The organism is Streptomyces cavernae, from assembly GCF_004023625.1.
Taxonomy (GTDB): domain Bacteria; phylum Actinomycetota; class Actinomycetes; order Streptomycetales; family Streptomycetaceae; genus Streptomyces; species Streptomyces cavernae.
The window spans coordinates 178077-189503 of sequence record NZ_RPDJ01000006.1 but is presented as its reverse complement, the minus strand read 5'-3'; the positions used below and the strand labels follow the sequence as shown (position 1 = coordinate 189503).

The window sequence follows — 11427 nt, the reverse complement described above, 5'->3', positions numbered from 1 at the left end:
CACTGGCGGGTGGCGCGGTCGCTGGGGCTGGGCAGCTCAGCATGGTAGTGAGGCGGCCTCGCACCCGCCGCGCCGTCGTCGCCGACCGCGACCGATCAGAAACGGCCGTCCTGGCAGCGAGCCAGCCAGTCGGACGCCGCCACGAACTCGCTTTCCGAGGTACCGGCCCGCGGCGTGCGGACGTCTTTCGGGTCGACCCCCGCCCGCGGGTAGGAGCCGAGGAAGCGCACCTGGGGGCAGACTCGCTTCAGGCCCATGAGGGCCTCGCCCACGCGCCGGTCCGAGATGTGGCCCTCGGCGTCGATGGCGAAGCAGTAGTTGCCGATTCCCTCGCCCGTGGGCCGGGACTGCAGCAGCATCAGGTTGACGCCGCGCACGGCGAACTCCTGGAGCAGTTCCAGCAGAGCGCCGGGGTGGTCGTCCCGCTGCCAGATGACCACCGACGTCTTGTCCGCACCCGTCGGCGCCGCCGGGCGGGCCGGGCGGCCCACCAGCACGAACCTCGTCTGGGCGTTCTCCGCGTCGTGAATGCCGGTCTCCAGCGCCTGCAGACCGTAGCGCGACGCCGCGAACTCGCCCGCGAAGGCAGCGTCGTAGCGGCCCTCCTGGACCAGGCGTGCCCCGTCCGCGTTCGAGGCCGCCGACTCCCAGACGGCGTCCGGGAGGTTGTGCCGAAGCCAGTTGCGCACCTGCGGCTGTGCGGCCGGGTGTGCGGTCACCGTCTTGATCTCCGAGAGCTTGGTCCCCGGCCGGACGAGCAGGGCGAAGGTGATCGACAGGAGCACCTCGCGGTAGATCATCAGCGGATCACCCGCCACCAGCTCGTCGAGCGTGGTGGTGATGCCGCCCTCCACCGAGTTCTCGATCGGTACGAAGGCGGCCTCGGCCTCACCAGCCCGGACGGCATCGAGCGCCGCCGGTACGGACACCATCGGGACGAGCTCCCGGGTCGCGGCTTCCGGGAGCGTACGGAGGGCGACCTCGGTGAAGGTGCCTTCGGGACCGAGATACGCATAGCTGGCTGGCATGGGGTCACCCTAATGGGCCCGGCGGATTGTGGCTGACGCCTGTGGACAACCTCGCACCGGCCCCCGCCTCGGGAAGCCTCTTTCACCCCTCCAGCAACCGCTGCCCCACGTACTCCCCCTCGGCCGCCCCGCCCGGCACGGCGAACAGCCCGCTCGCCTCGTGCCGGATGAACTGCGACAACGCGTCTCCGCGGTCGAGCTTGCGCTGGACCGGCACGAAGCCGCGCACCGGGTCCGCCTGCCAGCAGATGAAGAGCAGACCCGCATCGGGCACCCCGTCGGCGTCGATGCCGTCGTGGAAGGAGAACGGGCGGCGCAGCATCGCGGCCCCCCCGTTCTGGTCGGGCCGGGTGATTCTGGCGTGTGCGTTGACAGGAACGATCAGCTTCCCGTCGGCGTCGGTCTTCTCCAGGTCCATCTCGGTCGTCTCGGTCCCGCCGGTGAGCGGTGCGCCGTCGGACTTCCGGCGCCCGATGACGTCCTCCTGGTCCTTGACCGAGAGCTTCTCCCAGTCGTCGAGGAGCATGCGGATCCGGCGCACGACGGCGTACGAGCCGTTCGCCATCCACTCCGGGTCACCCGAGGCGGGCACGAAGATCCGCTTGTCGAAGTCGGCTTCGGTGGGCTTCGGGTTGCGAGTGCCGTCGATCTGACCCATCAGGTTGCGGGCCGTCATCGGCTGTGCGGTGGCGCCGGGCGAGCGGTTGAAGCCGTTCATCTGCCAGCGCACACGGGCCGCGGCGCCCGCGTCCTTCTGGATGGCGCGCAGGGCGTGGAAGGCGACCAGAGCGTCGTTGGCGCCGATCTGTACCCACAGGTCGCCGTTGCTGCGCGACTTGTCCAAGTGGTCGGAGGAGAAGTCGGGCAGCGGGTCGAGGGCCTCAGGACGTTGTTTCTCAAGGCCCGTACGTGCGAAGAAGCTGTTCCCGAAACCGAAAGTGACCGTCAGGGAGGACGGACCGGCGTCGCGGGCGACGTCCGTGTCGTCCTGCGCGCTCGCCTCGCCCGCCATCAGCCTCCGGGCCGTGTCCGACCAACGGCGCAGCAGGGCGGCCGCCTCCTTGCGGCCCGCGCCTGCCGCGAGGTCGAAGGCGATGAGGTGGCCCCGAGCCTGGAGTGGTGTCGTGATGCCGGGCTGGTGTTTCACGTGAAACGCCACCTGGTCGGCGCCGACCGAGGTGAGAGGGGTCTCCTCGTCGGCGGCGGCCGCGGTGGCGTATCCGCCTGCGGCGCCGGCCGTCCCCAGCGCGAGTCCGGTGACGCCCGCGGTACCGAGCAGACGCCGTCGCGAGATCGAGCCCTTGGAGGCAATGCCGTCGGACACGGCCTCTTGGGAGGGAAGGCTCTTCCCCGAGGTGCGCTCCAAGGGGGACGAGTTCTTGGGCGGGGTCGCCTCCGGCGTGGACTGTCCAGCCATGTTCAGCCGATCTCTGCGTTCTTGTCGACGGTCACCTGGTCGATGTCCGACGTCCGTACGGTGACCTCGACCTGCCAGTCGCCCGCCATGGGGATCTGCACCCCACGCGCGCTCCAGTGCCCGGTGGCGACGCGGTCGGGCGTGACGGGCAACGGACCGATCTTCTTGGATTCCAGGGTGAAGGCGACCTTCACCTCGGGGACGTCGAAGGCCCGGCCGTTGGGGCGCTGCACATAGACGTGCATCACGTTGGCGCCGACGCGCGCCGGGTCGAGGTCGATCCGCACGACGCCCTTGCCGTCCTCGCCCCCGGTGTCGAAGGACATGTCCAGGGTGAGCGCGCTGGACGGGGCGGATTCGGACGCCGAGGCCGCCGATGCCGCCTTGACCTGCTCCTCCGTACGCCCCGGCTCGGTCGACGTCAGGACGGTGGTGACGGCGAGCACGACCACGGCGACCGCCGTCTCCGCGAGCACCGACCGGCGCAACCCGGGCCGCGATGGGTCGGCGTCGCGCAACCGCTTCGCCCGCGCGGTGGCCACGGCGGCCTCCTGCCGGGCGAGTTGAGCGGCGCGGAGGGAGTCACCGGAGCTCGCGGTGCCCGCCGAGCCGTTGGGGGCGCCCGAGCCGTCGGGGGAGTCGGAGGCACGGCCGTCGGCCGCGTAGCGCGAGGCAGCTGCCTCGGCCTCCGCGGGTCCGGCGACCTCAGGAACCTCGGTGTTACCCAAACCGACGTCGGCGTTGCCCGAACCCTTCGACACCTCCGAGGCTGGGTCGGCATCCGAGGAGGCACCGCTCGAGCCGTTCGCGGCGGCACCCACCGAAGCCTTCACGGCGACCGAACCCACCGCCGCGGGCTCCCTTTCCGCCACGGCCACCGCCATCGGAGTCTCCGCCAGCCGACCGGTCCACCGCCGCGAGATCCACGCGGCGCCCACCATCACGGCGACCAGGCCGACCTTGACCAGCAGCCACCGCCCGTACGAGGTGTCGGTGAGCGCGGACCAGGAGCCGGTCTGGCGCCAGCCCTGGTAGGTACCGGTCGCGGCCAGTACGGCGACGCTGCCGAACGCCAGCCGGGAGAAGCGCCGCACCGCGGATACCTCGATCGCCGGCGCCGACGTCCGGAACAACACCGTGAGCAGCGCGGCGAGTCCGCCCAGCCAGACCGCGACGGCCAGCAGATGCACCACATCGACGGGCATCGCGAGCCCGGTCTGGATGCCGGTCGAGGCGTGCTCGGCCAGCGCCCAGGTCGCGGCCAGGCCGATGGCCACGACCGAACCGCCGATCGCCAGCCCGAAAGTGAGGTCCCGCTTCTCGGCAGCAGCGTCGACCGCGTCGACCGCGTCGGTCGTCTCCGATGCGGTGGCCCCCGCCCGGCCGTCGGATCCGCCGGACTCACCGGACTCGGCGGAAGTGCCGGTCCCGGCGGCGACGGACACCCCGTCACCGTCCTCCGTGCCGGCCCCGACAGCCTCGGCCCGCTTCGTACGTCGGGCCCGCTCGCCTTCGATCGCCCGGCTCTCCTGCTCCCGCCGCGCGTACGCCCCGAAAAGCACCGCGATGAACAGCGCACCCGCGGAGAGCAGCAGCAACCGGGAGACCAGCGCGGCGCCCATCTTCGTCTGGAGCACGGTGGCGAGTGGGCTCAGGTCGAAGACGTCGGAGAGCTTCCCGGAGCCGGTGTACGAGCCGCGCAGCAGCAGGAGCATCAGCGTGCCGACGGTCAGCGCGAGCCACCCGGCGACCACCAAGCGCTGCACCGGCCGTTGACCGGCCCCAGGCTGCCAGCAGGTCAGCACGAAGGCGGTGCCTCCGACGAGCACGATGAATCCCGCGTACGACAGATAGCGCCCGAACCCGTAGAGCGCCCCTACCACTCCGCCGCCCGCGGTCTGCTCGGAGGCCGAGACGGACGTGCTGGACGGAGCGCCCACGGAGAAGGTGAAGGCGCCTGAGACGGGGTGGCTGTCCGCCGAGACCACCTGGTAGGTGACGGTGAACGTGCCGTCCGGCAGACCCGAGTGCAGGCTCACGGCATAGGTGTTGCCGCCCGCTTCGGACGTCTTTCCGGTGTCGACCCGCTTGCCCTTGGGGTCGAGCACCCGTACCGAGTCGTCGGACAGGGCGACCTCTTCGGAGAAGGTCAGCGAGACCCGGGAGGGCGCCTTGTCGACCACCGCTCCCTGCGCCGGGTCGCTTCCCGTCAGCGCGGCGTGCGCGGACACGGGCGCGGCACCGGCGAGCAGTGCGCCGGCCACCGCGAGGACCAGCAGCAGCAGCGTCCGCAGCCGGGGAACGAAGGCCCGCCCCGGGCGTGCGGCGGTCTGCGGGCGAGCGGCGCTCTGCGGGGGAGCGGTGGTCTGCCTCATCGGTGATCCCTCCCTCAGCGCCCGGACTTGGGGTTGTACGTCGGCGGCTTCACCGGGAGTTGGACGTCGATCCTGCCCGCCTTCCGGAAGCGCAGTTCCACCGTCACCTTTTCGCCCTGCTTCGGCTTGTGCGTGAGCTTCTCGAACATCAGATGGCTGCCGCCGCTCTCGAAGTTCAGCGTGCCGCCGGCGGGCACGCTGAACGTCTTCTGTTCCTGCATCACACCGTCCTTGGTGGAGTGCATGGTCACCTGGTTCGCGAGGTCACTGCGGACCGAGAGGAGCGTGTCGGCGCCTCCGGAGTTGCGTACGACGAAGAAGCCGGCCGCCATGGCGTCCGTGACGGGCGCCGGCATATAGGCGCCCGTGACCCGCAGCTCTGGTTCGGCCGCTGCCTTGGCGGAGGACCGTTCTGCCGAACCGCAGCCGGTGAGGACGGCGGCGACGGCCACCGCCACACCGAAGGCCACGGCCCGCCGGCCGGGTACTGTCACGGATTCTCACCCTTGATGATCTTGGGCATGTCCTTGGTGTAGTCCTCCACGGTGGCGTCCTCGTCGTAGAGCACATAACCCCCGTCGGTCTTCGGGGAGAACGCGATGACCTGGGTGCCGTGCTGGGAGACGACCTTGCCGGCCTTGTCCTTGGTGGGCGCCTCGATGGTGATGCCCAACTGCCGCGCGCCCGCCTGAATGGTGGCGAAGTCCCCGCTCAGACCGATGACCTCGGGATCGATGCCCTTGAGCCACTTGCCGAGCGCCGAGGGCGTGTCGCGCTCCGGGTCGGTGGTGACGAGGACGATGCGCAGCGAGTCCTTCTGGGCCTGCGTCAGCTGCTTGCTCTTGTCGATCTCCTTCTTGGCGACGGCGAGGTTGTTCATCGTCAGCGGGCAGACGTCGGGGCAGTTCGTGTAGCCGAAGTAGAGCAGGGTCGGCTTGCCCTGGGTCTCGGCTCGGAAGTCGTACTTCTTCCCGTTGGTGTCGGTGAGGATCAGGTCGGGCTTCTCGAACGGCTTGTCCAGCACCGTGGCCGCCTTGCTCGTGCCCGACTCCGCCGAAACCTGCGCCACAGGGGCGTTGGCGTCGTCGCTGCTGCCCCCGCCGCAGGCGGACAGCGCGAACACGCCGACCGTGAGGAGAGCGGCCGTCGACAGGGCCTTGGTGCGTGTCTTCTTGTGCATGTTGCAATCTCCCGAGGGGACACCCCCGGCCCCGGACGGGGCTGCGGGGGATGCCCAAGTGGTGGTCGTGGGCTCAGGCGGTGGTGCGTCGGCGGCGGCGGGCCGGGTCGCCGTACGCCACGCCCACGGCGCCGACGACGATGCCCACCACCGCGAGGACACGGGCGGTGGTGTCGCTGCCGCCGGTGTCGGCGGGAGCCGCCGTGGTCTGTTCGGCGCCGGTCTTCTGCGAGGCGGTCTCGGCCTTTGCGCCGGCGGCCGTGTCGACGGAGTCGTGGTGGCCGTCCTCCGATGCGGCGGACAGCGCGAGTACCGGCGCGGGGTTCTCCGGCTCCTCCTGCCCGTCCTGCGGCACCTCGATCCAGCGCGCGACGTCCTTGTTGGAGTAGGTCTGGATGGCCTTGAACACCAATTCGTCGGTGTCCTCGGGCAGTGCGCCGATGGAGAGCGGGAACTTCTGGAAGTAGCCGGGCTCGATGCCCCTGCCGTCGGCGGTCCAGGTGACCTTGGTCACCGCCTCGGTGATCTTCTTGCCGTGCATCTCCAAGGGCTTGTCGAGCTTGCTCCTGGTGACCTTCACGTCCCAGCCGTCGACGGCCTCCGGCATCACCGACGCGAGCGGGTGGTCGGCCGGCATGGTCACCTCGAGCTTGGTGGTCGAGGCGTTGTCACGTTCGTTGGGCACCTTGAAGTTGACGGTCGCATAACCGCCCTTGGGGGCCTCGCCCTCCGGCGCCACGCTGACGTGCGCGAAGGCAGGCACGGACAGGGCGAGAACGGCCGAGGCGGCGACGGCGCCGGCGGCGGCGATACGGGAAGCCTTCATGGCAGGGAGAACTCCACTTGTCGGTGGTCCGATGTAAGGGGATCGCACACCCGCAGCAGGCGGGCACGCGCGCGTGCCGCACGACGGGCACCCCTTCGTGGAGTGGCGCGTCGCGTCAGGCAGCGAGGCGGAACGCCGCCGCAGCGGGCGGACCACGCCGGATCACTGAATGTTGGAGCGCGGTGGTGCGCGGCGCCGACGGCGCGCGCAGGGCACCGAGAGGGACGTGCGGGGCCGCGTCCGGTGCCCCCGGCAGCCCGGTCCGCAGTGCGCGCACCAGCGCGAGCGCCCCGCGCAGGGAGCGTACGAGTGCGTATTCCCCCGAGAGCCGCGACAACCGCAGCAGCGCCAGGTCACCGTGGCGGAGCAGCCAGCCCGCGGCGACCGCCGCGAGGACATGGCCGAGCAGCATGGCCAGCGATGGAAAGGCGGACGCCACGGACGTGCTTGTCGCGGTGTGCTGTGCCGTGTCCTGCGCGGCCGGGTCGAGTCCTGCCTCGGCGAGGACACGCCGGGCCCGCGCCGGACTGATCGCCGCCGTCGTAGTACCGCACAGGAGCCGGGCGGCGCGCTCGACGAGTGCGGCGTCCGCACTGTCCACGGTCATCGTCGTGCCGTGCCGCTGCCCCAGCCCGAACAGCGCGTGGAGGGTGACCTGTCCCACAGCGAGCACCCCTGTGATGCCGGGAAGCGACCGCTCCCGCCCGGCCAGCGCCGCGGCGACGGCGAAGACGGCGAGGAACCCGGCGCCCAGCGTCCACAACGGCAGCGTCTCGCATGAGGCCAGACCGTGACCCGCGGCGGACAGCAGAACGCAGACCGCGGCGAACACCGCGGCCCGCAGCAGCCTGAGATCGCGTCCGGCGCGCCGGTGGGGGGCAGACATGGCGGGCTCATCATCGCACTGGCGTCGCCCGCCCCCCGCGGCAGGTCCGCAAGATGCCGTACGTCCCGGAACATCACTGTGTGCATGGAGTCGCCCGCCCGACGGCCGTCCGCCCCGACAGGGCACACCGTCCGGGCCGAGTACCGCTCCCCATCCAGGTCCGGGCCCTGATCGCCTCTCGGAGGCTCAGCTCGCAACGCAGGGCCATACCTGATGATCGCCGGCAGCGCATCCGCTGTATGGGCGGTATCACTTCGCCTATGAGATTGCACACGCGCCCTTGCGGCAATACGTAGGGGTATGTCGAGCCGCGGCCAGGAGGCTGGAGCATGAGCATCTGGTGGTCCCTCCATCTGCGGCGTGAGGCTGCGAGCGTTCCGCTCGCCAGGCGGCTGCTGCTCGGCACGATGGAGACCGCGGGCGTCGACCCGGACATCTCCTACGACCTCTCCCTCGCGCTCAGCGAGGCCTGCGCGAACGCAGTCGAGCACGGGGGCCGGTCCGCCCCCGAGGCGTCGGGCGCGTACCGGGTGACCGCCTACCTCGACGGTGAGAAGTGCCGTATCGAAGTGGCCGACTCGGGACCGGGTTTCCCCTCCGGACCGGCCCGCGCACCGGTCCGCCCGCCGGCCGTCGATGCCGAGCACGGCCGTGGCCTGCGGCTGATCCAGGAACTCGCCGACCACGTCCACATCGGCAACAAGCCGGGCAAGGGCGGCGCGGTGGTCAGCTTCGACAAGATCCTCAAGTGGCGCAAGGACGCACCACTGGTGGCCAGTTGAGGTCGGCCACGACCTGAGAGGGCGCCACCGATACGCCGAGCCAAGCCTCCTGAGCCCGTCGCGCATCGCCTCAGGATCCGGTATCCGCCGGCTTCCGCCCTTTCACCATTCTCAGCTCCTGCACAGCCCGGCCCCATGTCACTGATGGCCGCCGTTCGTAACTTCCCGTCGACGCACCTCGACGGTGCTCTGGTGCGCAAAGACATCACGGAGGGCAAGCGCGGGGTTCCGTTGACGCTCCGCATCACCGTGCAGGACACCACCAAGACGACCCGATCACGAACTGCACCTCCAGGAAGGGCCGATGGCCGCGATGACCGCACGGTCGGACGAAACGCTGGCGCGGGCCGCGGTGGCCGCGCCGACCGGGCAGCTGGAACTGGAGCCCAAGCCGGGACTGCCGGATCCACGCGATCTCGGGGCCGGTACCACCGGCCGGGACCTGCGTGCCCGCCGCTGGTCCGCCAAGGCGCTGGTGCCCGGCCTCACCGCGATGGCGGCGGCAGCGCGGCGCACCGGCGGGCCGACGCGGGGGCTGCGCGAGGAACTGGCGGCGATCGGGCGCTCTACGGAGCACTCGGTGGCGTTGACCGCGTCCGGCTATCCACAGGAGGGCGCCGGCGGCGGTCACCGGGGCGCGGTGTGGGTCCTTGGGCTGCTCGTCGCCGCGGCGGCCCTGGAACCCGGCGCGGCGCCACGTGAACTCACCATGACGGCCAAGCTGATCGCCGCGCACGCGGACCGGCGGGCCCCGCGGGTGCCGTCACAGGGGTCGACCGTCTCGGCGAAGTTCGGGGGGCGGGCGCCCGGGGCGAGGCTCGGGCCGGCTTCCCGCACGTACGCCGCGCCTGGGACGCACTGGCCGCGGCGCGCCGGGCGGGCGCCGCGGAACAGTACGCCCGGCTGGACGCCCTGCTGACCGTTATGTCCACCTTCCAGGACGCCGGGCTGCTGCACCAGGCGGGGCCGCACGACCTGCGCCACGTACAGGCTGGCGCCCGCGGGGTCCTTGAGGCGGGCGGCAGCTCGACGCCGGGCGGCCGCCGGGTGCTGGAGGCCTTCGACGCCGACCTGCACGCGCGCGTGGCGGCCGCGCGGCAGCGGGGCACTGCTGACGGGGGCGCTGTTCCTGGACGCGCTGCCGACGGCCCTCGGTACGCCGGCACGCGCTGCCTGACGTCCGCGCACCGAAAGGCGCGCACGGCAGGGAGGGAGCCGCCCTTCACAGCCTTCAGGATGGTGAAGGAGGCTCATCCCTGCGTGCACGGCGAAGAAGGAGTCCATCCTTCAGGACGGCGAAGTGGAATCAGCCCTTCAAGGACGCCATCCACGCCTCGACCTCGTCGGAACGCCGGGGCAGCCCGGCCGACAGGTTCCGGCTGCCGTCCTCGGTCACCAGGATGTCGTCCTCGATGCGGACGCCGATGCCCCGGTACTCCTCGGGCACGGTCAGGTCGTCCGCCTGGAAGTACAGGCCCGGCTCAACGGTGAGGACCATGCCGGGCTCCAGCGTGCCGTCGACGTAGGTCTCGGTGCGCGCGGCGGCGCAGTCGTGGACGTCCATGCCGAGCATGTGCCCGGTGCCGTGCAGTGTCCAGCGGCGCTGCAGTCCGAGCTCCAGGACCCGCTCGACCGGGCCTTCCACCAGACCCCACCCGACGAGCTTCTCGGCCAGCACGCGCTGCGCGGCGTCATGGAAGTCCCGGTACTTGGCGCCCGGCCGCACGGCCGCGATACCGGCCTCCTGGGCCTCGTACACGGCGTCGTAGATCTTCCGCTGGATCTCGCTGTACGTGCCGTTGACCGGCAGCGTGCGTGTGACGTCGGCGGTGTACAGCGTGTGCGTCTCCACGCCGGCGTCCAGCAGGAGCAGGTCCCCGGCGCGCACGGGCCCGTCGTTGCGCACCCAGTGCAGGGTGCAGGCATGCGGGCCGGCGGCGCAGATCGAGCCGTAGCCGACGTCGTTGCCCTCGACCCGGGCGCGCAGGAAGAACGTTCCCTCGATGTACCGCTCGCTCGTCGCCTCGGCCTTGTCCAGCACCTTCACGACGTCCTCGAAGCCGCGCACGGTCGAGTCGACGGCTTTCTGCAGTTCGCCGATCTCGAACTCGTCCTTGACCAGCCGGGCTTCGGACAGGAAGACCCGCAGCTCCTCGTCGCGCTCGGCGGTCACCTTGTCGGTGAGCGCGCCCTCGAGCCCGGTGTCGTGGCCGCGCACGACGCGGACCGGGCCGGTGGCCTCCTTGAGCTTGGCGGGCAGTTCGCGCACATCCGAGGCCGGGATGCCGTACAGCTGTTCGGCCTCGGTCAGGGAGTGGCGGCGGCCGACCCACAGCTCGCCGTGTCCGTCAAGCCAGAACTCGCCGTTCTCCCGGTCGGAGCGCGGCAGCAGATAGATCGTCGCCTCGTGGCCGTTCGTCCCGTCCGGGAGGCTCGTCGGTTCCAGGACCAGGACGCCGTCCTCGGTCTGGTTTCCGGTGAGGTACGCGTACTCGACCGAGGCGCGGAACGGGTAGTCCGTGTCGTTCGAGCGGGTCTTGAGGTTGCCGGCGGGAATGACCAGCCGCTCACCGGGGAAACGCGCCGAGAGGGCCGCACGGCGGGCGGCCGTGCGCTCCGCCTGGGGGATCGGCTCCAGGCCGTGCAGTTCGGTGTCGGCCCAGCCGGACTTCATGTTCTCGGCCAGCTCGTCGGACACGCCCGGGTACAGGCCGTTCTTGCGCTGCTTGATCGGCTCTTCCGTCTCTTCCGGGGTCTCCGGGAGCTCGTCGGCCACGGTCATCCTCCTTGTGACGGCACTGGACCCCCTCCATCGTACGGTCGTACGGGCGGGGGTTCCGCAGTGGTAAGTCCCGTCACCTGCGCGCCTTCGGACGCCTGGAGGCCGTCCACTCGGGTCTCCAGAGGCCGTCTGGACGAAGGTCGCCTCAGCA

At 71.2% G+C, this 11427-nt stretch carries 9 protein-coding genes and 1 pseudogene; 2 read left to right on the top strand and 8 right to left on the bottom strand.

Annotated elements, in window-relative coordinates:
* Nucleotides 1–95: 95 nt before the first annotated feature.
* From pheA to EF387_RS17340, 7 genes are all read right to left on the bottom strand, one after another.
* Nucleotides 96–1028 (bottom strand): prephenate dehydratase, encoded by a 933-nt coding sequence (gene pheA / locus EF387_RS17375; protein ID WP_128377460.1) that lies wholly within the window; start codon nucleotides 1026–1028, stop codon nucleotides 96–98.
* A gap of 82 nt (nucleotides 1029–1110) precedes the next feature.
* Nucleotides 1111–2445 (bottom strand): iron uptake transporter deferrochelatase/peroxidase subunit, encoded by a 1335-nt coding sequence (gene efeB / locus EF387_RS17370; RefSeq protein ID WP_128377459.1) that lies wholly within the window; start codon nucleotides 2443–2445, stop codon nucleotides 1111–1113.
* A 2-nt stretch (nucleotides 2446–2447) separates the two neighbouring features.
* On the bottom strand, nucleotides 2448–4820 hold the full coding sequence (locus EF387_RS17365; RefSeq protein ID WP_128377458.1) for a copper resistance protein CopC: 2373 nt from the start codon (nucleotides 4818–4820) through the stop codon (nucleotides 2448–2450).
* A 14-nt stretch (nucleotides 4821–4834) separates the two neighbouring features.
* Nucleotides 4835–5314, bottom strand: a complete 480-nt coding sequence (locus EF387_RS17360) for a copper chaperone PCu(A)C (RefSeq protein ID WP_238431565.1) — start codon at nucleotides 5312–5314, stop codon at nucleotides 4835–4837.
* The gene (locus tag EF387_RS17355) at nucleotides 5311–6000 is read right to left on the bottom strand and encodes an SCO family protein (RefSeq protein WP_128377457.1); all 690 of its coding nucleotides are present in this window, start codon (nucleotides 5998–6000) and stop codon (nucleotides 5311–5313) included. The genes EF387_RS17360 and EF387_RS17355 overlap by 4 nt, the downstream gene beginning before the upstream one ends.
* A 73-nt stretch (nucleotides 6001–6073) precedes the next feature.
* On the bottom strand, nucleotides 6074–6826 hold the full coding sequence (locus EF387_RS17345) for a YcnI family copper-binding membrane protein (protein WP_128377456.1): 753 nt from the start codon (nucleotides 6824–6826) through the stop codon (nucleotides 6074–6076).
* A 115-nt stretch (nucleotides 6827–6941) separates the two neighbouring features.
* Nucleotides 6942–7712, bottom strand: a complete 771-nt coding sequence (locus tag EF387_RS17340) for a hypothetical protein (protein ID WP_202918297.1) — start codon at nucleotides 7710–7712, stop codon at nucleotides 6942–6944.
* A 329-nt stretch (nucleotides 7713–8041) separates the two neighbouring features.
* Between EF387_RS17340 and EF387_RS17335 the strand changes: the two genes are divergently transcribed.
* Both EF387_RS17335 and EF387_RS17325 read left to right on the top strand, forming a co-directional pair.
* Entirely contained in the window at nucleotides 8042–8494 is a 453-nt protein-coding gene (locus EF387_RS17335) for an ATP-binding protein (RefSeq protein WP_128377455.1), read from the top strand.
* Between the two features lie 313 nt (nucleotides 8495–8807).
* Nucleotides 8808–9671, top strand: a pseudogene (locus EF387_RS17325) (triphosphoribosyl-dephospho-CoA synthase).
* Nucleotides 9672–9800: 129 nt separating this feature from the next.
* Here EF387_RS17325 and EF387_RS17320 read toward each other — a convergent pair.
* Nucleotides 9801–11276 (bottom strand): aminopeptidase P family protein, encoded by a 1476-nt coding sequence (locus EF387_RS17320; RefSeq protein WP_128377454.1) that lies wholly within the window; start codon nucleotides 11274–11276, stop codon nucleotides 9801–9803.
* Between the last annotated feature and the right edge of the window lie 151 nt (nucleotides 11277–11427).

Bases quoted from the DNA above. Each gene is read 5' to 3' on its own strand.
- pheA (WP_128377460.1), bottom strand. From the start codon at position 1,028: ATGCCAGCCAGCTATGCGTATCTCGGTCCCGAAGGCACCTTCACCGAG.
- efeB (WP_128377459.1), bottom strand. From the start codon at position 2,445: ATGGCTGGACAGTCCACGCCGGAGGCGACCCCGCCCAAGAACTCGTCC.
- EF387_RS17365 (WP_128377458.1), bottom strand. From the start codon at position 4,820: ATGAGGCAGACCACCGCTCCCCCGCAGAGCGCCGCTCGCCCGCAGACC.
- EF387_RS17355 (WP_128377457.1), bottom strand. From the start codon at position 6,000: ATGCACAAGAAGACACGCACCAAGGCCCTGTCGACGGCCGCTCTCCTC.
- EF387_RS17345 (WP_128377456.1), bottom strand. From the start codon at position 6,826: ATGAAGGCTTCCCGTATCGCCGCCGCCGGCGCCGTCGCCGCCTCGGCC.
- EF387_RS17340 (WP_202918297.1), bottom strand. From the start codon at position 7,712: ATGTCTGCCCCCCACCGGCGCGCCGGACGCGATCTCAGGCTGCTGCGG.
- EF387_RS17335 (WP_128377455.1), top strand. From the start codon at position 8,042: ATGAGCATCTGGTGGTCCCTCCATCTGCGGCGTGAGGCTGCGAGCGTT.
- EF387_RS17320 (WP_128377454.1), bottom strand. From the start codon at position 11,276: ATGACCGTGGCCGACGAGCTCCCGGAGACCCCGGAAGAGACGGAAGAG.